General features: G+C 71.4%; 18 protein-coding genes and 1 pseudogene. 12 read left to right on the forward strand and 7 right to left on the reverse strand.

The annotated features are described in order from the left end of the window. Positions 1 to 238 precede the first annotated feature (238 nt). Positions 239 to 1,741 (forward strand): glycosyltransferase, encoded by a 1,503-nt coding sequence (locus tag ACZ4E1_RS34275; protein ID WP_467547007.1) that lies wholly within the window; start codon positions 239 to 241, stop codon positions 1,739 to 1,741. A 239-nt stretch (positions 1,742 to 1,980) separates the two neighbouring features. On the opposite strand, the gene ACZ4E1_RS34280 is transcribed toward ACZ4E1_RS34275, so the two are convergent. Both ACZ4E1_RS34280 and ACZ4E1_RS34285 read right to left on the reverse strand, forming a co-directional pair. Continuing rightward, on the reverse strand, positions 1,981 to 3,246 hold the full coding sequence (locus tag ACZ4E1_RS34280) for a ricin-type beta-trefoil lectin domain protein (RefSeq protein ID WP_467546869.1): 1,266 nt from the start codon (positions 3,244 to 3,246) through the stop codon (positions 1,981 to 1,983). A 627-nt stretch (positions 3,247 to 3,873) separates the two neighbouring features. Beyond that, positions 3,874 to 4,644: a methyltransferase domain-containing protein gene (locus tag ACZ4E1_RS34285; RefSeq protein ID WP_467546871.1), complete on the reverse strand. Its 771-nt coding sequence runs from the start codon at positions 4,642 to 4,644 to the stop codon at positions 3,874 to 3,876. A 27-nt stretch (positions 4,645 to 4,671) separates the two neighbouring features. Between ACZ4E1_RS34285 and ACZ4E1_RS34290 the strand changes: the two genes are divergently transcribed. Continuing rightward, the gene (locus ACZ4E1_RS34290; RefSeq protein WP_467546873.1) at positions 4,672 to 5,127 is read left to right on the forward strand and encodes a MerR family transcriptional regulator; all 456 of its coding nucleotides are present in this window, start codon (positions 4,672 to 4,674) and stop codon (positions 5,125 to 5,127) included. Between the two features lie 39 nt (positions 5,128 to 5,166). After that, entirely contained in the window at positions 5,167 to 5,532 is a 366-nt protein-coding gene (locus ACZ4E1_RS34295) for a hypothetical protein (protein ID WP_467546874.1), read from the forward strand. 61 nt (positions 5,533 to 5,593) lie between these two features. Here ACZ4E1_RS34295 and ACZ4E1_RS34300 read toward each other — a convergent pair whose 3' ends face one another. Next, positions 5,594 to 5,857, reverse strand: a complete 264-nt coding sequence (locus tag ACZ4E1_RS34300) for a metal-sensitive transcriptional regulator (RefSeq protein WP_467546876.1) — start codon at positions 5,855 to 5,857, stop codon at positions 5,594 to 5,596. 173 nt (positions 5,858 to 6,030) lie between these two features. Here ACZ4E1_RS34300 and ACZ4E1_RS34305 point away from each other — a divergent pair, with 173 nt between their 5' ends. The 3 genes and pseudogenes from ACZ4E1_RS34305 (at position 6,031) to ACZ4E1_RS34315 (ending at position 9,123) form a co-directional block, all read left to right on the forward strand. After that, entirely contained in the window at positions 6,031 to 7,419 is a 1,389-nt protein-coding gene (locus ACZ4E1_RS34305; RefSeq protein ID WP_467546878.1) for an MBL fold metallo-hydrolase, read from the forward strand. Positions 7,420 to 7,473: 54 nt separating this feature from the next. Next, positions 7,474 to 8,058, forward strand: a pseudogene (locus tag ACZ4E1_RS34310) (rhodanese-like domain-containing protein). A 108-nt stretch (positions 8,059 to 8,166) separates the two neighbouring features. Beyond that, a complete protein-coding gene (locus ACZ4E1_RS34315) occupies positions 8,167 to 9,123 on the forward strand; it encodes a helix-turn-helix transcriptional regulator (protein WP_467546880.1) in 957 nt (318 codons plus the stop codon). Between the two features lie 24 nt (positions 9,124 to 9,147). Here ACZ4E1_RS34315 and ACZ4E1_RS34320 read toward each other — a convergent pair whose 3' ends face one another. Beyond that, entirely contained in the window at positions 9,148 to 10,458 is a 1,311-nt protein-coding gene (locus tag ACZ4E1_RS34320; protein WP_467546882.1) for a hypothetical protein, read from the reverse strand. A 219-nt stretch (positions 10,459 to 10,677) separates the two neighbouring features. Here ACZ4E1_RS34320 and ACZ4E1_RS34325 point away from each other — a divergent pair, with 219 nt between their 5' ends. Both ACZ4E1_RS34325 and ACZ4E1_RS34330 read left to right on the forward strand, forming a co-directional pair. Further along, positions 10,678 to 11,496, forward strand: a complete 819-nt coding sequence (locus ACZ4E1_RS34325) for an SAM-dependent methyltransferase (protein WP_467546884.1) — start codon at positions 10,678 to 10,680, stop codon at positions 11,494 to 11,496. A gap of 203 nt (positions 11,497 to 11,699) precedes the next feature. Then, positions 11,700 to 12,242, forward strand: coding sequence for a GlcG/HbpS family heme-binding protein (locus ACZ4E1_RS34330; protein ID WP_467547009.1), 543 nt, complete (start codon positions 11,700 to 11,702; stop codon positions 12,240 to 12,242). A gap of 108 nt (positions 12,243 to 12,350) precedes the next feature. Here ACZ4E1_RS34330 and ACZ4E1_RS34335 read toward each other — a convergent pair whose 3' ends face one another. After that, a complete protein-coding gene (locus ACZ4E1_RS34335; protein WP_467546885.1) occupies positions 12,351 to 13,196 on the reverse strand; it encodes an alpha/beta fold hydrolase in 846 nt (281 codons plus the stop codon). Positions 13,197 to 13,346: 150 nt separating this feature from the next. On the opposite strand from ACZ4E1_RS34335, the gene ACZ4E1_RS34340 reads away from it, so the two are divergent. From ACZ4E1_RS34340 to ACZ4E1_RS34355, 4 genes are all read left to right on the forward strand, one after another. Then, positions 13,347 to 14,318, forward strand: coding sequence for a YsnF/AvaK domain-containing protein (locus ACZ4E1_RS34340; RefSeq protein WP_467546887.1), 972 nt, complete (start codon positions 13,347 to 13,349; stop codon positions 14,316 to 14,318). Between the two features lie 199 nt (positions 14,319 to 14,517). Next, positions 14,518 to 14,853, forward strand: a complete 336-nt coding sequence (locus ACZ4E1_RS34345) for a hypothetical protein (RefSeq protein WP_467546889.1) — start codon at positions 14,518 to 14,520, stop codon at positions 14,851 to 14,853. Between the two features lie 31 nt (positions 14,854 to 14,884). Next, on the forward strand, positions 14,885 to 15,808 hold the full coding sequence (ku, locus tag ACZ4E1_RS34350) for a non-homologous end joining protein Ku (protein ID WP_467546890.1): 924 nt from the start codon (positions 14,885 to 14,887) through the stop codon (positions 15,806 to 15,808). Between the two features lie 28 nt (positions 15,809 to 15,836). Then, positions 15,837 to 16,532: a UdgX family uracil-DNA binding protein gene (locus ACZ4E1_RS34355; protein ID WP_467546891.1), complete on the forward strand. Its 696-nt coding sequence runs from the start codon at positions 15,837 to 15,839 to the stop codon at positions 16,530 to 16,532. 3 nt (positions 16,533 to 16,535) lie between these two features. Here ACZ4E1_RS34355 and ACZ4E1_RS34360 read toward each other — a convergent pair whose 3' ends face one another. Together ACZ4E1_RS34360 and ACZ4E1_RS34365 are read right to left on the reverse strand one after the other, a co-directional pair. Beyond that, complete coding sequence (locus ACZ4E1_RS34360; protein WP_467546892.1) at positions 16,536 to 18,266, reverse strand: PP2C family protein-serine/threonine phosphatase; 1,731 nt, start codon at positions 18,264 to 18,266, stop codon at positions 16,536 to 16,538. A 155-nt stretch (positions 18,267 to 18,421) separates the two neighbouring features. After that, on the reverse strand, positions 18,422 to 19,291 hold the full coding sequence (locus ACZ4E1_RS34365; RefSeq protein WP_467546894.1) for a helix-turn-helix transcriptional regulator: 870 nt from the start codon (positions 19,289 to 19,291) through the stop codon (positions 18,422 to 18,424). Positions 19,292 to 19,400 lie beyond the last annotated feature (109 nt).

Consider the following 19,400-nt stretch of genomic DNA (forward strand, 5'->3'; position numbering starts at 1 on the left):
GATTCCGAACAGCCTCTTCCGGGGCTTGCCTCACGGTCCGCTCTCTTCCCCATCGAGCCAAGAAGGACAATCTTCTCGGCGCAAACCTACAACCGCGATCGGCTCCGACGAGAGAACTCAAGAGAAGAATTACCGCCCTCTCACCCGACACACCTTGCTTTATGTTGCCTTAATGAGGCGGTGTCATGATGCTGTCGACAGCTCGAAAGGACTGCCCTCACACCGGCCGAGGTGGCGAATGGACGTGTGCCAGATCTCGATTGTCGTGCCGTGTTTCAACGAGGAAGAGGTGATCGACACCTTCCACGGTGCGTTGACATCGGTCCTGGAAGCGACGCACCGGTCCTTCGAGATCTGTTACGTCGATGATGGCAGCGGCGACACCACCCGCGCGCGACTGCGCGGCCTCGCCGCAGCGGACCCTCGTGTCCGGTACACGTCCTTCAGCCGGAACTTCGGCAAGGAAGCCGCGATGCTCGCGGGTCTGCGCATGTCGCGCGGAGCGGACGTGGTCCTCATGGACGCCGACCTGCAACACCCACCAGGTCTCCTGCACCGCATGCTGGAACTCCGGCGGCACGGCTACGACCAGGTCATCGCCCGTCGCGACCGTTCCGGCGAGGGCGCCCTGCGCCGGGCGGCGAGCTCGGCCTACTACCGGGCCATCGGCCACTGCATGGACGTCGACATCGTCGACGGCGAGGGTGACTTCAGGCTCCTGTCGCGCCGAGCGGTCGACGCCGTCCTCGCCCTGCCGGAGGCGAACCGGTTCTCGAAGGGAATCTTCTCCTGGATCGGTTTCGACACCGTCAGTTTCACGTACGAGAACGTGTGCCGTGCCGCGGGCCTTTCGAAATGGGGCGGCCGCCGCCTTCTCAACTACGGTATCGACGGCCTGATCTCGTTCAACAGCCGACCGCTGCGTGTGGTCATCTACATCGGTCTCACGCTGGCGCTGGCCGCATTCGCGTACGCGCTCTGGATCGTCGTGACCGTGCTCGTCCAGGGAGTGGAAGTTCCGGGGTTCGCCACGCTGTTGACCGCCGTCGTGGCCCTGGGCGGAATCCAGCTGGCCACGCTCGGCGTCATCGGCGAATACGTGGGACGCATCTACGGTGAGACGAAGCGCCGCCCCCTCTACGTGGTCCGCGAGACCGAAAAGGACACCGCCGGAGCGCCGACCACTCCCCCGGCTTCCGCCACCCGCACAGCATGCGAACCGGGAATCCCGGTCCAGCACGCGAGCTCGCAGCGGAGGGTCAAAAGGCTTCGCACTCTGCGGCAGTTCTTCGCCTTCGGTTCCATCGGCGTCGTCAACACGGCGGTCTACATGGCCGTCTACGCGTCGCTCAATCGCTCGATTCCCTATCTGGCCGCTCATGTCCTCGGGTTCACGGTCAGCATCATCGGCTCGTTCCTTCTGAACACGTACATCACCTGCCGCACGCGGCCCACCTGGCGAGCGTTCTTCCGTTTCCCGCTGTCGGGCCTCGTCAACCTGGTGGCCAGCGGCGCACTCCTCTTCCTGGGCGTCCATTCCCTGGGGATGGGAAAGAACGTGGCGGCCCTGGCCGCCGGCATCCTGGCCACCCCTCTCACCTTCCTGGTGGCCCGCTGGGCGATCGACTCGGGTGCCGCCTCCTCCCCCCAGGCGGACACCGTCACGGAGACTTCAATGCCCTCGGGACGTGTGCCCGCCGGGGCGACAAAGCTGGAGAAGAGCAGCAGCTCCCTCCGCTGAATCTCACCTCGTTCGGAAGGTTGGACCTCTACTCCTCGGTTTCCTCCGTCGGCCACGCCGTGTCGTCCGAGTCCGCCGCGACTTCACCGGACTCACAGCACACGTCGGACTCCGCGTCGGCCTCGGCTCCGCACGAGGTGCACCGCCATCGAACGGGAACAAGCTCGCCGTCACTCATCCGCAGATGTCCTCTCGAGCTCGTCCGTTCCATGAGGGTCCGGTGACGGCGACCCTGCTGGTCAACTTCTCCAGCGCCAGTACATCTCGGGCTGAGGCCGCGTGCCACACGCGGTGAGTTCCAGCCGCGGGTGCTGCCTGTCGTGGGCGTTCCAGCGGGCGGGGAAGGCGCGGTCGTCCTGGTACAGACAACGCTGCCCGTGCTGAGAGATCCGCCAGGCCGCGCGTTTCCAGGTCGCGCTCTTCCACGGCTCGCGTTCCCAGCGCTGGTCCCGGTCACCGGACGCGCACGGTTCGAGGTCCGCCGCGGAGCCGTTCGCCGTCAGACAGGAGCCTCGGTCGGCGCGGGGTCCGATGGTGCCGTCGTGGCGGATGTCCCACTTCTGGGCGGACGATCCGTCACCTCCGCGCAGCTCGACCGCTCGCGCGTTCCGGGGCCCTGCTGCGGCGTGCAGGCACTGCGCGGGGTCCCGTCCCGAGTGGTACGTGGTGCGTCCGACGTCGCCGAGGATCTCCCCCGGGCGCGGCCCCCTGCGCACTTGTTCGTACTGGCGGTCGATCCACAGACGCCAGTCCTCGCGCAGGGGACCTTTGTACGGGGCGACCTCGGCGCAGGTCCCGGTGGCACGGCAGGTCCTGTGGGCGACGTACGAACGCGCCACCTCCTCCTCCTTCTCCGCCGACTGCGCCGGGCTGAGGTTCGGCTTCAGCGGGGACATGGTGTAGCCGAGGTAGGAGGTCACGGGGATGCCGAGCGTGTAGCCGACCCTGCGGAAGTAGCGGGCGCCGATGCCGTGGTCGCTGTGGTCGACTCCGCCTGCGAGGCCGAAGGCGAACGAGGCGTTGTCCGCGTCCATCGTCAGGATGCGCGCGGCGTGACTCCTGCGGACCAGGGCGGTCATGACCGCGACCAGCCGGTCCTCCGTGTACCGCCGGCCCCCGTCGAACGACTCGATGCTCTTGCGGCTTCCGTCGAACAGTTTCAGCAGGCTGTTCGGTGACTGGCCGCGCGGCAGTCCGTCGTGGAGGCCGAGAAAGGCGAGCCGCACATCGGTGTCCCGGTCCTTGTCCGTGAGCCGGTAGGACCGGACCGCCTGGCCGTCGGCCCGCGCATCGTCCCGCTCCCAGCGGTTGGCGGCCTCCGCCGCCTCCGCGTAGGCCGCCCGTACGCCGTACTCCCTGCGGTCGACGTACTCCAGGGCCGTGACCCGGTTCTTCTTGCCCGCGTCGCCTGCGGTCAGGTACACCGTGTCGACCGGGCACCCGGCGCGAATCGTCTCCCGAACCTCCGGGTTGAGGAAGAAGAGGTCGTCATCGGGGTGCGCCACGCCGACGAGCGTGCGCTCGCAGTGCCTTGCTCCCTTGGTGGACGAAGCCGTGGGCGTACCCGTCCCTGATCCGGAGTCCCTCCCACCCGAGCAGGCCGTGGCCGGCAGGAGGCAGGCGATCAGGACGGCGAGTGCCCGCGTGCGGCGGAGCCGGTCCGGGGATCGCAGTTGCCGGCCCACCAGGGATCGGTCCTTTCGCCGCGGCAGATGATCCAGCGCTGGGCAGGGGCCGATCCAGGAGAAGAGGGCCCGGACCGGCCCCTGAGCGCGTGATCGCCGCGCCCCGCGTCGCAAGCCCTTGGGGCCCGATCATCACGCATGCCAGATATTGCCCCTATATGTGCCAGATCTTCACGCGACGCGCCGGAGGACTTCCCGGCCGGAACGCGGCCTGGTGCGTCAGCGACCTGACCGTCAGGCCCGCAACCGGCTGCCCAAGCATGTACGGACTGCTCAAGGCGCCCCCCTTTGGTGGTGGATGGGTGCCCCCCCGGGGGGGCGGGTGCCGCCCCGCGCCCCCGGGGGCACGCAAGCGCTTCGTGCTTCCCGCCCTCGGGTGGCCTTGGCGACGGCAACGGGATCGGCTGCGACACCTGATCCCTCGCGCTTGCCGCTCCGCCGCTGTACTCATTTCGGCGCGGTGGCCGCCGCGACGAACATCGGCAGGGCCAGGAAGAGCCGGTCGGTCTCGGCCCGGGTTCGCTGCTCGGCGATCCAGGCGTCGGCCCGTCCGCGCGTGACGGCACCCGCGGCGCGGGCCCCCTCGGCCAGGCCGGTGAGCAGGGGCAGCATCGTCGGGCCCGTGAACACCCCGGTGCGCACCTGGATCTCCACGTCCTCGAAGCCGGCGTCAAGGAGGAGTCCGCGGTACCGGCGGGCGGCACGCGGAGCGGCGGTCAGGTCGGCGCGGGCGTGCACGATCGTGCGGGTGAGAGCCGGGGCGTCGGAGTCGATGACGAACGTGTCCCAGTCCTGACCGAGGAGCACGATCCGTCCACCGGGCACCAGGACCCTGCGTGCTTCCGTCAACGCCCGCTCGGGGTCGGTCAGTTCGTGGAACACCTTGTCGGCCCGGTAGCCGTCCACGGACGCGTCCTCCAGCGGCAGTCCGTAGGCGCCCGCGATCCGGAGATCCGCCCCCGGCCATCGCCGCCGGGCCACGTCGATCATGCGTTCGTCGGGATCGACGCCGAGGGCGCGCACGCCACGCTCCCCCAGTTCGGCGACGGCCCGGCCGGCGCCGCAGCCGACGTCCACCACGGACGTCCCGGGCTTCGCGCGGAGCAGGTCGTAGGAGAGGGAGCGCAGTTCCTGGGCCTGGGGCAGCAGGTCGGCGGCGTCGAGGAGGGCGATCAGGGCGTCCGGGGGCGACGGGGTCCGTGCCGTTTCCTTGGTCATGAGGCCAGGCTGCGACTTAATGTCGGCATGAAGTCAAACAACCCCGCGACGTCCGGCGGCTCCGGCGCCGCACGCGAGTGGATGAGCATCGGCGCCGTGGCCGAACGGTTCGGGCTGGCCACGCACGTACTGCGGCACTGGGAGGCGTCGGGCCTGCTCACACCGGCCCGCGATCCGGCCGGCCGCCGCCGCTACGGCACCGCCGACCTCGTCCGCGTGGCCGTCGTCCTGCGCGCCAAGGAAGCCGGACTCTCGCTGGACGCCATCCGCTCACTGGCCGCCGCCTCCGACCCCGCCGGACGAAGGGACACCCTGCGCGCGGAAGCTGGCGCGCTGAGGGCCCGCATCGCCGCCGCGCAAGCCTCGCTCGCGCTGATCGAAGGCGCCCTCGACTGCGACCACGAGGACTTCACGCGGTGCGCCCACTTCCGGCAGGCGCTGACGGAGCGCATCGGAGCGGACCCCGAACTATCCTTGCCCTGACCGCTTTTGCCGGGTCGACGCCGTCAGGGGGACATGGCCATGGACTGGTTCTGGTGGGTACTGATCATCTTCTGGACGGGCGGATTCGCCTGGCTCGCCGACACCGTCCGCACGGCGCTGCGCAGCAGGCACGAGCGGAAGCTGGAGCTCATGGAAGCGGCCCAGCAGGAACGCCTGGCCCTGGAAGCGGCGCACCGGCCGCCGGAGCCGATCTGCGGCTGCACCCACCATCTGGCCAAGCACGACAAGCAGGGCCGCTGCCACGAGCGCGTCGAGATTCCGACCGCCTGGGACGAGAACAAGAAGCCGTTGCGCTACGAGGCCGGGCAGTGCAACTGCCAGCGGTACGTGGGCCCGCAGCCGCTGGCGCAGGTGTACGCGGAGGAACTGACGGACGGCATCTGAGGCGCGGGCGCAGGGCGGATCGCCCGCGCCCGACCGGACAGGTCGCGCAGCCGGCAGCTGGTCACGCGAGGGCCAGGAAGAGCTTCTCCAGCTCCTCCTGCGTCATGGGCGGAGCGTCGGCGTCCCCCGCGAGGCACTGCCGCATTCCACCTGCGACGATCTTGAATCCGGCCCGGTCCAGCGCACGGGACACCGCCGCGAGCTGCGTCACGACGTCCTTGCAGTCACGGCCCGCCTCGATCATCGCGATCACGGCGGCCAGCTGCCCCTGAGCACGCCGCAGCCGGTTCAGGACGGGCCGCACCGATGCTTCGTCCACTTGCATGTGATCCTCCTCCACACTTCCTTCCATCATACCCATAGGGGTATCCATATCGGGATCTTCCTTCGCGCTCCAATACCCCCAGGGGTATTTGACAGGACGAAGCCCGCCTGTTTACGTTCGGAGACGTAATACCCCCTGGGGTATCCCAGCACGTCAGTTCTCCGGAGGCATCCGTGTTCTTCTCGCAGTACTACCTCGACTGCCTGTCCCAGGCGTCGTACATGATCGCCGACGAGACCACCGGCCGGGCCGTGGTCGTGGACCCGCGCCGGGACGTGTCGGAGTACCTGAGCGATGCCGAGGCCCGCGGTTTCGAGGTGGTGGGTGTCATCAACACGCACTTCCACGCGGACTTCGTCGCCGGGCACCTGGAGGTGGCCTCCCGCACCGGCGCGTGGATCGGCTACGGGCGGCGGGCCGAGACCGAGTACGCGATACGCGCGCTGGCCGAGGGAGACACCATCAGCCTCGGCGACGTGACGCTGAAGATCATGGAGACTCCGGGGCACACCCCCGAGTCGATCAGCGTGCTGGTGTACGAGCGCGCCGAGGAAACGGTCCCGTACGGGGTGCTGACCGGTGACGCGCTGTTCATCGGCGATGTCGGCCGCCCCGACCTGCTGGCCTCGGTCGGACTGAGCGCCGAGGAGCTGGGCGTGATGCTGCACGACAGCGTGCAGCACAAGCTGATGGGCCTGCCCGACGAGGTGCGCGTGTTCCCCGCGCACGGCGCCGGCTCCTCCTGCGGCAAGAACCTGTCCACCGAGCGGCAGTCGACGATCGGGGAGCAGCGGGCGACGAACTACGCGTGCGCGCCGATGAGCGAGCAGGAGTTCGTCGCGATCGTCACCGCCGGGCAGTCGGCGGCTCCGGGCTACTTCGCCTACGACGCGGACCTCAACCGCCGGGAGCGCGCGCTGTTCGACCCGGCGAGTACTCCGCGGGCGCTGGACGCGGAGTACTTCCTGGCCCGGCGCGCGGCGGGCGCGGTGGTCGTCGACGCGCGTGATCCGCAGGAGTTCGCCGCCGGTCATGTGCGCGGGTCGGTCAACGTCCCGGCCGACGGCCGGTTCGCCGAGCAGGCCGGCACCGTGCTGCCGCTCGACGCGGAGCTGCTGGTCGTGGCGCCCGAGGGCCGTGAGGAGGAGATCGTCACGCGGCTCGCCCGGATCGGGTTCGACCGCGCGGCCGGACATCTGGATGCCCCCGAAGAGGCTCTGGCCGCCATGGCCGAGGAGGTCGCCCCGGCCGGCCGCCTGACCGCCGCACAGCTGCGCTCCGCACTGGAGGGAGAGAACCCGCCGGTGGTCGTCGACGTCCGCACCTGCGGCGAGCGCGGTGACGCCGGCTTCATCGAGGGCGCCCGGCACATCTCCCTGGGCGAACTGCCCGGCCGTCTCGACGAGATCCCCCGCGACCGACCGCTGGTCCTGCACTGCGCCGGCGGTCACCGCTCCTCCATCGCGGCGAGCCTGCTGCGCCACCACGGCTTCGACGACGTGTCCGACGTACTGGGCGGCTACACCGCCTGGGCCCTGCTCAACGCGCACGCCGCAGCCTGAACCGTCCCCCACCCATCACCCCCGTCCCCTTTTCGCTTCCATGGAGCAGTTCTCATGACGACCGACGCCACGCGCGCCGCCACCTTCACCCCCGCCGCCCTCCAGCACCTGATCGGCAGCGGCGACGGCCCGCGCCTGCTGGACGTGCGCACGCCCGGCGAGTTCCGTACCAGCCACATTCCCGGCGCCTACAACGTCCCCCTGGACACCCTGCGGGAGCACCGTACGGAACTGCGCAACCACCTCGACGAGGACGTGGTGCTGGTCTGCCGCTCCGGCGCCCGCGCCACGTAGGCCGAGCAGGCGCTCGCCGAGGCCGGCCTGCCCAACCTGCGCGTCCTCGACGGCGGCATGAGCGCCTGGGAGGCGTCCGGAGCCCCGGTCGACCGCGGTGAGCAGCGCTGGGAACTCGAGCGCCAGGTCCGTCTCATCGCCGGCTCCGTCGTCCTGGTCACCGGCGTCGTGGGCTTCTTCGTCCCCGGCGTGCACCTGATCGGCACCGCGATCGGCGCCGGACTGACCTTCGCCGCCCTCAGCAACACCTGCGCCATGGGCCTGATGCTCTCCAAGCTCCCCTACAACCGCGGCCCGCGCACCGACATCCGCACCGTGATCGCCTCTTTGCGGAGCCGTGCGTGATCACCGCGCGCATCGCGGGGGCCCATAGAAAGGGCTTGCTCATAGACTGACGGCCCGGTCGGCAGTTGCCGGGCCGGGCCAGGGGCGGGGTGGGCGGCAGGAGTGGGGATGGCTGGGGATCCAGTGGCGGCGGCGCGTGTTCCTCGGCCCGTTCCGCCCGCGGAACAGGTGCCGTTGGGGCTCGACGACGAGGCACGGGCGCTCTATGTGCGGCTCGCCACCGCGGGACGGCGGCCACTGGCCGAGACGGACGAGCGGGCCCTCGGACCGCTGCTGCGTTCGGGCCTCGCCGTGCAGGCCGAGGGGATGGTCGAGGCGCGGGCGCCCCGTGGCCCGCTCGAGGCGACGGCGCAGGCGTACGCGCGGTCGGCGGCGCGCATCCGGGAGATCGGCGAGGAGCTGACGGACGCGTGGAACGCGTCCCGGCGGGCGGACGTGGGCGTCGACATCACGACCGGCGAGGGCGCGCTGCGGGAGTACGCAGAGCTGATCACCACCGCGTCGGCGCGTATCGACGCGCTGACCTTGGGGCCGCGCAACGACCGGCCCATCGCGACCGCGGCCGGTCTCTTCGAGGCGTTGGCGCGCGGGGTCGTGGTGAGGGCCGTGTACGACAGCCGGCTGTTCGAGTTCCCCGAGGCGATCGAGGTGGTGGAGACGTGCATGGCGGCCGGGGAACAGGCGCGGGTGTTCCCCGGAGTTCCGATCAATCTCGTCATCGTCGACGACATGGTCTCCGCGAACGTCACCGTCGACGGCGACGAGGAGGTGCACGTCGCCAACATCCGCAATCGCCGGCTCGTCGCGGGGCTCCGCCGCGTGTTCGAGTCGTACTGGCAGCTGTCGATGCCGCTCGCCGACGAGCGCCTCGCACGGGACGGCTCGAAGGACCTCCAGCACCTCGTGCGGCTGCTGAGCCTCGGGCTCACCGACCGGTCGATCGCCCGCGAACTCGGCGTGTCCGAACGGACGGTGGGCCGCCGGGTCACCCGCCTGCAGGAGCTGCTCGGAGCGGACACCCGCTTCCAGCTGGGACTGCAGATCGCCAGACACGGCTGGGTGTGACCCGACGGCCGGGGGCGTGGTGCGTCAGTTCGCGTCGGGGGCGACGAGCTCGGGCAGCGCCTTGTCGAAGGCGCCGGCGACGGTCAGGCTCGGGAGGATGTGGCCCTGGTCGTCGGCGCTCTTGACGAGGTCGGCGCCCCAGGCGGCGCTGCGGTAGCGCTGGTTGGGCGTGCCGTGGTGCCCGGGATTGGTGAAGCCGCAGTCGCCGACGTTGTAGAACGTCCGCAGGTCCTGGAGGGTGTACGCCTTGTTGAGCGCCTCGCCCTGCTTGTGGACCGTGAAGTACGTGCCCAGGGCGTCGGCCATCAGCTCGGTGCGGCGGGTGGCCTCGGCCTCGTCGGTGATGTCGGTCTCGAAGAGGTTGTCGGAGTACTGGACCTGGTGGCCGAACTCATGGGCCAGCACGGCGCGTCCGCCGGCCTGCCCGAGGCCGAGCTCGTTCCACATCTGGAGGATGCCCTGGCCCATCGCCACGCGCCGGGTGATGCCGAGCGTCTCCAGCATCTCCTGGGAGTCACCGGCGTGGGCGGGGTCGATCGCGAACGCGTTGAGGGAGAACATCGGGTTGTCGACGCCGCCCGGGAACCCGCCGAGCTCACCCGAGGCAAGGCCGCCCTCGACGCCCAGGCGGAGGAAGAGCGAGGCGAGCGGGCTGATCTTGGCGAGGCCGTCGTAGACGTACTGCCGGTCGGCCGCGGCGTCGGGGCCGAGGACCTTGCCGTCGAGCGAGACCAGTCCGACGTTGCTGGTGTCGACGTCCCAGAACCCCTGGAGGTTCGTGAAGGTGCGGGCCAGCTCCTGCGTGTTCGCCCCGCCCGGCCCGAGCGCGGTCCGGTGAGGGTCGGTGGGCGTCTTCATCAGGGTCCAGTACTGGACCAGCAGGTCGGGCGAGAGGCCCAGGAAGCCGTTCTGGTACCAGCTCCACGCGTCGGGGTCGATCTTCGCGATCTCGGCGCGGGCCCACTCGCGGAAGTCCGTGGTGGAGCACTGGTAGTCACCGGGGTCGAGCGCCCCGGAGGCCCACTCGTTCTCGACGCCGGCGTCGGCGAGCACGGCCTTGATCTGGTTCCGTGACCGGGTGGTGGCCGCGACGAGCGCCTCGTCGGACGATCCCGCTTCCTCGGCAGCCGCTCTGGTGGCGGGGTCGAGATCGAGCCCGGCGACGTAGGTGTTGAACTCCTGGCGCAGTTGCGCGACATCCTGGGAGGCGGTGGCTCCGCCGGTGGCGGAGGCGGCGGCCGGGGCGGGGGTGTTCGCGGTGGCTGCCGTCGCCCCGGTGAGGGACAGGGTCGTGAGCGACACGACGGCCAGGGCCGCCAGAAGAGGACGCTTCATCCGTACCGACTCCTCGGTGTGGCCAGGCTCGGTTTACCTGGGCTTGACCCGCATTCAAGCGATGCCAGGACGAGCGGCGGAAGGCCCGCGCGTTGACGGGAATCAGACATGTCCGGTGCCGGACAGGCGAGTTGAGCTCCGCGACCGGGCTCAGACGCGGCAACTCCTGGCGTTAGATTGGCCCTTGACCGACCATCGGCATGATCCGGAGGACTCCGCGTGACTGACATATCCGCCGCGTCGATCGAGGCGCTCGGGCGCATCAGGACCGATCAGCCGCACACCGCCCGGATCTGGAACTACTGGCTGGGCGGCAAGGACAACTACGAGGTCGACCAGGCGGCGGGTGACCAGATCCGTGCGCTGCATCCGGGGATCGGCGACTACGCCGTCGCGGACCGGCAGTTCCTCGGGCGCGCCGTGCGGTACCTCGCGGCCGAGCGCGGGATCCGGCAGTTCCTCGACGTCGGCACCGGGCTGCCGACGGCCGACAACACGCACGAGGTCGCCCAGCGCGTCGCGCCGGAGTCCCGCGTCGTCTACGTCGACAACGACCCGATCGTGCTGGCCCACGCCGAGGCGCTGCTGACGAGCACGCCGGAGGGCCGCACCGCGTACCTCGATCTGGACCTCCGGGACGTCGACGCCGTCCTGGACCAGGCCGCGCGCGTCCTGGACTTCAGCGAGCCGGTGGCGCTGATCCTGCTCGGCGTCGTCATCTTCGTGGAGCAGGACGAGGAGGCGTACGGGGTCGTCCGGCGGCTGATGGACGCGCTGCCCCCGGGCAGCCACCTCGTCCTCTCGCACACCATCACCCGGTCGGACATGCCCGATGTCGACGCCGCGGTGGCGTTCTGGAACGAGCACGGCACGCCCCGGCTGACCCAGCGGACACCGGCCGCGGTCGCCCGGTTCTTCGACGGTCTCGAACTCCTCGAACCGGGCGTCGTCTCCTGCAACCACTGGCGTCCGGACGACGCCGCGGCAGAACTGCCCACCGAGGTGGCGATGTTCGGCGGGGTCGGGCACAAACGCTGACGGACTCCGCGGGGACGGGGCAGGCTCGCGTGCGGGCCCGCATCAACCGATCGGATGATCCTTCCCCCCTCCGATCGGTGTGCGGAACGCAGCCGAGATTCCGAAGGAGTCGCCGGATCCGGCGCCGAGACTGAGGGCAGAGCGGGACGGCTGGTTCCCGCACCACCCCGGCATTTCCTGAGGAGCCCTCGTTGAAGCACGCAATGAAGCCCCGTCGCAAGCGGGTACTGATGGGCGCGGGTGTCGCCGCCGTCCTGGCCGCGGGTACCGCCGGGGTGCTCTCCGCCAACGCGTCGGAGACCACGCCTGCCGCCACGGTCGCGGAGGCCTCCGGCGACCACCTGCGCCAGACCACGCACCTCACCGTCGACGCCGCGTCGAAGGCCGCCCAGGCCGCGCTCGACGCCGCCGAGAAGGAGGGCCAGCGCGTCTCCGTGGCCGTCGTGGACCGCGACGGCAACACCGTCCTGACCCTGCGCGGTGACGGCGCCGGCCCGCAGTCCTACGAGGCCGCCGAGAAGAAGGCGTTCACCGCCGTCTCCTGGAACGCCCCGACCTCCGAGCTGGCCAAGCGCCTCACGAACGCCCCGACCCTGAAGGACATCCCGGGCACCCTGTTCCTGGCCGGTGGTGCCCCGGTCGCCGCGGAGGGCGCGCCGATCGCGGGCATCGGTGTGGCCGGCGCCCCGTCGGGCGACCTGGACGAGAAGTTCGCGAAGGCGGGCGTCGCGGCGCTGGAGCAGTAGTCCGCGTCCCCCGCCGCACTGCGGCAACACCGAAGCGGCACCCGGGTTTTCCTGACTCGGGTGCCGCTTCGTCGTACCCGGAATTCAGGTCGAGGTCCCGCCCCGCCCCTACCCGAGCGCGAGCATCGCCTCGGCGACCTCGCCGAAGGCCGCGGCGCCGATCGCGGTGCCGCACTCCTCCAGGACGAGCAGCCGCGCCCCGGGGATCTCGCGGGCGAGCGCCTCCCCGTTGCCCACGGGGAAGAACGGGTCGCGGCGGCCGTGGACGACGAGCGTGGGGCGCGCGAGGCCGGGCAGCCGCTCGCGCCATCGGGGGCCGCAGTCGAGCCGGGAGAACACCATGCCCAGTTGGTTGGCCGCGTGGACCCGGGGGTCGGTGCCGGGGGTGCGGTCCCATACGCGCGCCGCGTTCTCCCGTGCGGCGTCCGGGTCGTTGCCGAGCACCTCGGCGCCGGCCGCGGCGAACTCCGCCACCGCCGCCCGGTCGCTCCAGTCGGGCAGGGTCCGCGAGAACAGCCGGCCGAGCGCCGCCTGATCGTGGTCGGGGAGGTCGTCGTCGACCGGGCCCGGCGCGACCGGCCGGGTCCCGGCCAGGGTGAGCGCCGAGAAGGCCTCCGGGTGATCGAGCACGGCCACCTGCGCGACCATGCCTCCGACGCCGATTCCCGCGAGGTGCGCGGGACCTCGGCCGAGCGCGCCGGCCAGCGCCGCGGCGTCGGCGGCGAGATCCCTGAGCGTGTAGGCGGGAGCTTCGGGATCGCCGGTCGTCGACGCGCCGCTGTCGCGCAGGTCGTAACGCACCACGCGCCGGCCTCCACCGGCCAGCCGCTCGCACAGGGCGTCGGGCCAGGACAGCATGGTCGTCCCGCCTGCGAGCAGGATCAGGGGCGCGTCGTGGTCGCCGAAGGACTCGACGCCCAGATCGACTCCGCGGACGTTGACGGTGGTGGTCATCGCACCACCGTAGCCGCCGGGCCGCACCGGCGGAGGGATTCACTTCAATCCTATTTATCCCTTTAGTCCCGTTTATTCACTTCGATGACGGTGACCCGCCCAGGGGGACGTCATGGGGGACGCCACAGAAGCGAAAGAGGGTGCTGCGGAATGATCACCCACGAGCAGATCCCGTCGGTACTGGAACACCCCGTCCACGACGCGGAAGGGAACAAGATCGGGAACGCGAAGCACATCTTCTACGACGACGCCACGGGCCGCCCGGAGTGGGTCACCATCAAGACGGGTCTGTTCGGCAGCCACGAGTCGTTCGCACCGATCCGCGAAGCGGCCATGGTCGGGGAACACCTCGAGCTCCCCTACCCCAAGGACAAGGTCAAGGATGCGCCCAACGTCGACGTGGACAACGGCGGACACCTGTCCGTGGCGGAGGAACAGCGCCTCTACGACTACTACGGCATCGCCTGGGACGACGCCTGGCAGCGGGCGAACGAGCCCGGCGAGGGTGGTTGGGCCCACGGCGGCCCCGGCGCCCCCGAGGCGGGCGGCATGGAAGGCGCCGGCGGCATGGCCGGCGCGGGCGGCATGGCCGGCGCGGGCGGCGGGATGGCTGCCGCGGCGGGCGGCACGGGTACGGCCGCCGGCTTCAAGGGCCCCGACGAAGCCGCCGGAACCCAGGAACAGCGGGCCGGCACGGCGGAGCGGGAGCGGACCGGCATGGCCTCCGGCGACACCGCGATGACACGGTCCGAGGAGCGCATGCACGTCGGCACCGAGCGCTACGAGTCGGGTCGGGCGCGGCTGCGCAAGTACGTCGTGACGGAGGAGGTCGAACAGACCGTCCCCGTCAGTCACGAGGAAGTCCGGCTGGTGCGTGAGCCCATCACGGAGGCCAACATGGACGCCTCCCTGCGCGGCCCGGAGATCAGCGAGGCCGAGCACGAGGTCACGCTGCACGCCGAACGCCCCGTCGTGGAGACCGAGGCCGTCCCGGTGGAGCGCGTCCGGCTGACCACCGAGGAACACACCGAGGAGCGCACGGTCACGGGCGAGGTCCGCAAGGAGGAGATCGCCCTGGAGGACGTCGACGAGACCGGCGAGGAGCAGCGTCGGACGATGTAGGCGCGCGGGCGCCGCGCACACCGTCGCATCCGTTCGAAGACGGCGGCCCGACCGGCCGCCGTCGGCCCCTCTCGTTCGGTTTCGACCGCGGGGTTCCGGGCACTCGGTCCAAGGACCCGCGCCAGGCGCTGCCTCACCACCGCTCGTTCTTCAACCGACTGCCGGTCACCCGACCGCCTCCGCCCGGGAGATGATTCACATGCGGGCCCTGGGACTTCTTCTCCTCGCCGCCACCGGCGCGTTCACCGCTCTGGCGATCGCCGGCAACCTCGGCGGCGGCCCCGAGTACACCGTGTCCGTGCTCGACCACGACATCGCCACCATGAACACGTTGGCGATCTTCTGCTCCGGCCTGGCTCTCGCGCTCGTCTTCTGTCTCGGACTGGCCCTGGCCCTGCGGGGCACCTCGCACCGCCACGCCGGGACCTCACGGCCGCGCGAGACGCACGGCGGGCACACCCACCGCTGGCTGCGGCGCGGCACCGCCGCGTCCGGGCGGGGCCGTGCGGCGCACCGCCGCAGCAGGCCGGCCTAGGCACGCGCACCGACCGAAGGCGGCGACCGCCATGGCTCGGGCCGTATGGGGCGGGGCGCTGACCTTCGGGCTGGTGTCCCTGCCGGTACGCCTGTTCACCGCGACGGACAGCCACGCAGTCCACTTCCACCAGCTGGAGCGCGGCACCTCGGACCGCGTCCGCAACCGGCGGGTGAACGAACGCACCGGCGACGAGGTGCCACTCGATGCGATCGTCAAGGGGTACGACGTCGGCGACGCGTACGTGCTCGTGGAACCGGACGAACTCGACGACATCGCCCCGGGACGGTCGAAGTCCCTGGAGATCGACGGCTTCGTGGACCTCGACGACATCGCCCCGATCTTTTTCGACAAGACGTACTACCTCGCTCCGAAGGGCAAGGACTTCGGCAAGACGTACGCGCTGCTGGCGAAGGCGATGGAGCACCAGGAGAAGGCGGCGATCGCGACGTTCGTCATGCGCAACCGTGAGTACCTGGTGGCCGTGAAGGCCGAGTCGGGACTGCTCACGCTGCACACCCTGCACTGGGCCGACGAGATCCGGGACCCGCGCGAACTCGACTCGCTCCCCGGCCGCGTCAAAGTCTCCGACCGGGAGGTGCGGATGGCCGAGCGGCTCATCGACGAGCTGAGCATGGAGTGGGACCCCGAGGAGTTCCACGACACCTACCAGGAGCGGGTGGCGCGGCTCGTCGAGGCCAAACGGACCGGTGAGCCGGTCGAACGGGCCGATCCCCCGGCGGAGTCGACCAACGTAGTCGACCTCATGGACGCCCTGCGCGCGAGCGTGGACCGGGCGAAGAAGCCCGCAGACACGGATCTCGACTCCCTGACCAAGAAGGAGCTCTACGAGAAGGCCGCCGAGGCCGGCATCCCGGGCCGCTCCTCCATGAACCGCGACGAACTCGTCGAGGCACTGTCCGAGACACACGGCCGGCGCAGGTCCGCCGCCTGACCCCTGCCGCAGAGAGGGAGCGGACGACATGACGCACCAGGCTCCGGACCAGGAGGAGGGCGCGGCGCGCTACCTTCCCTCGCGCGGCGGGCTGCCCACCCTGCGGCGCGCGGCGGCCGACTGCCGTGGCTGCCCTCTGTACGAGGACGCCACCCAGACGGTCTTCGGCTCCGGGACGCGGTCCGCGCGGCTGGTGCTGATCGGGAAACAGCCGGGCGACCAGGAGGATGTGCGGGGCCTGCCCTTCGTCGGCCCGGCGGGCAAGCTGCTGCGCAAGACGCTGGGCGAGGTGGGCATCAGCGAGAAGGACGCCTACCTCACGAACGCGGTGAAGCACTTCAAGTTCGAGCGGCGGGGGTCGGGCAAGCGCCGTATCCACAAGGCCCCCGACCTCCATGAGCTGAAGGCGTGCCGACCCTGGCTCTCGGCGGAACTGAAGGCGGTGGACCCGGAGTTGGTCGTCGCTCTCGGTGCCACCGCCGGCAAGGCGCTCCTCGGCAGCTCCTTCCGCGTGGGCGACCGGCGCGGGCTGCTGCTGCCGGCCCCTGACTGGGACGACCTGGGGCACGCCGCCGCGACGAGCGGCTCCCCGCCGGCCCACGGTCTGGTCTGCACGGTCCACCCGTCGGCGGTGCTGAGGGCGGACGACCGCGAGAGCGCGTACGAGGGGCTGCTCGCGGATCTCGGTGTGGCGGCCGACGCCCTTGCGGGGAGCGGCCGTTGAGGCTCATGGGTCCACGCGGCGCAGGGCGAGGAGTGTGGCGTCGTCGTCGCGGTGCGGGCCGTCGAGGCGTTCGACGAGCCGCTCCGCGTAGTGGAGGAGGCCGAGGCGGCCGGGCGGGGGCGGATCCGAGGCGAAGCACTCCTGGGCCTGCGTGAGGAAGCGGGCGGTGTCGCGGTCCGGGTCGCCGGGGCGGCGCTCCGTGAGCCCGTCCGAGTACATCAGGACGATGTCGTCGACCCGCAGCCGCGTCTCGACGGCGGTGTACGTCGTGCCCGGCAGTACGCCCAGCGAGAGTCCGGGACCGCCTTCGGGAGACGGCAGCACCGCGGCGCGGCCGTCACGGATCAGCACCGGTCGCGGATGGCCGGCGCAGGTCCAGCGCAGCACTGAGCCCTCCGGGTGGTAGCGGGCGACGATGGCGGTGGCCGTGGACTCGTCGCCGTCCGCGCAGGCCGCCTCGTTCAGCCATCGCGTCAGCTGCTCGACGGGCTGCTCGGTGTACGTGAGCCCGGCGAGGGCGTAGCGGAGTTTGGCCATGAGGGTGACCGCCGCGAGCCCGTGCCCGCGCGCGTCGCCGAGGGCGATCAGCAGCCGGCCGTCGGGCACCCGCCGGGCCTTGTACCAGTCGCCGCCCACTCCGGCCTCGCGGGCGTCGGGCCGGTAGACGACCGCCGCCTGGAGTCCGTACGTGGCCAGTTCGTCCTGGAAGTGGGGCAGGACGGCTTCGCGCAGTGCCTCCGCGACCTCGGTGAGCGTCTCGGCCCGCTGGCGCTGGCGGCGTGCCTCCAGCGCCGCGCGTTCGGCCGTCTCACGGCGCCGCCGCTCGGCCGTCACGTCGCTGAGCACGGCGCGCACGGCCCAGACGAGGCTGCCGGGGGCGATGCGGACGGGCTCGGCGGTCATCCGCACGATCCGCCTGTTCTGTCCGCGGAGTCGCAGGTCACAGGAGGCGGTTCGTTTGCGCAGGATGACGTCGTACAGCATCTGGTAGTAGCCGGGCAGGCTGTCGTTCGTCACGACGCTCGCCAGGTCTCCGAGGGTGGGCAGGGCGCTGCCCGGGGGCAGTCCGATCACCTGGCGGAAGCCGCGGGAGGGTTCGATCCCGTCGTCGCCGAGGTTCCACTCGGCCCAGCAGGTGCGGACCAGGTGCTGGGCGGCCGCCGCCATCCTCAGCCGGTTGCCGCGCTCCCAGGTCAGCAGCAGGAGCTGGGACCCGCACGGTGCGACACGGATCTCGTCGTTGACGCGTACGGAGTCCTCGGCGCCGCCGGCCATCCATTCGACCGTCGCGGGGCCCTGCGGCTCGCGCAGGCGGTGGGCGCGGGCGATCAGTTCGGGCAGCCGGGAGGCGCGCAGGGCGGGGAACCGCTCGTACAGGGAGACGGGCCCGGACGGGTGCGACCGCGAGCCGCCGTGCAGCCGCGCCGCCGAGTGGGCCTCGGCCTCGGCGTTCTGGGAGACGTGCAGGACGTCGATGATCTCGCCGTCCGCGCCCGTGACCGGCTGGAGGAGCAGGGCGGGCACGGGGAGGGCGTCGAGCACTTCCTGGCCGGAGGGGTGGTACGTCGCGGCCGGCGGGTCGGTGCGGGGGGCCTCGGTGGCCGGAGGCCGGGCGCGCCGGTCGCGGTCCCGCGCGTAGGCGAGCACGCGTCGGCGCTGGGCGAGGAGCAGTTCCTTGATCGCGCCCAGTTCCAGTCGGGCGCGTGCGTCGGGCACCGAGGAGGAGTGGTCCATGTACGGCGCGAGCCTCCCGTGGTCCGGTGCACTGGCGTCCAGCTTCGGCCGTCGCGCGGCGGTCAGCCACTCGGAGGGGGCCGGGGACGCCTGCTCGGGGCGCCTGCTCGGGGCGCCGGCCGGCCGGCGGCGCGGCCGGGGAGGCACGCACCCGGCTACGCGGCCCGGCTCCGTCCGCCGAACTCCGAGGGCGTCTCCCCCGTGCGGTGGCGGAAGAAGCGGGTGAAGGCCGTCGCGGTCGGGAAGCCGAGCCGGTCCGCGATGGAGGCCGAGGTCAGGTCGGTGTGCAGCAGCATCCGGCGCGCTTCGAGCAGGACCCGGTCGTCGATGAAGCGCTTGGCGCTCAGGCCGACGGCGGCGTGGGTGACGCGGCTGAGGCTGCGGACGCTGTAGCCGAGCTCGGCCGCGTAGTCCTCCACGGTGTGCGTGCGCCGGTAGCCGGCCTCGACCGCCTGGTGGAACCGGTGGAAGGCGGCGCTGCCCGCGGCGGGCCCGCGCGGCTCCGTCGGCAGATGCGTGAGCCGCAGGAGCAGCACGGTGAGCAGGTGCCGGACGACCTCGGTGTGGGCCTCCAGCGGGAGCAGTCCGAGCTGCCGGTACTCGTCGGCGAGCAGGTCGAGGGTCTGGCGCACGGGCGCGTCGACCGCGGGCGGAAGGGTGACGGGCAGGCGCCAGGTCCGCTGGTCGAGTCCGACGGCGGCGCCCGCGTCCGTTCCCAGGGCGTGCGGCAGGAAGAGCACCGCCGTGCCGGTCGTCTCCAGGGTTCCCGCGCCCAGGCGAAGGACCTGCCCGGGGCGCACCCACAGCCAACTGCCGCTCGTCACCAGGCATTCGGTGTCGTCCACCGTGCACACCAGGTGGCCCGTACGGAGCGTGAACAGCAGATGGAAGCCGGGGCGCAGTGGCGCGAAGGGGCTGCCCGAGAAGCCGGCGGCGAGTTCGAGCAGCTCGTCGAGCCCGAGCACCCGGACCGCGGGGAGGCTGCCCGCCCGTCGGGGAAAGGTGAGCTGCGGGATCCCTGCCACAGGTGCGTCTCCTTTTGCACATCTCCGGGCCGCTTTCCCTCGCCGCGCGGCCCGATCTCGCTCCTAGAGTCTATTCCGTAGCTGGTCAGAGGCTAGGTCGCCTCGATCT

This window comes from Streptomyces sp. NPDC025806 (genome assembly GCF_055558275.1).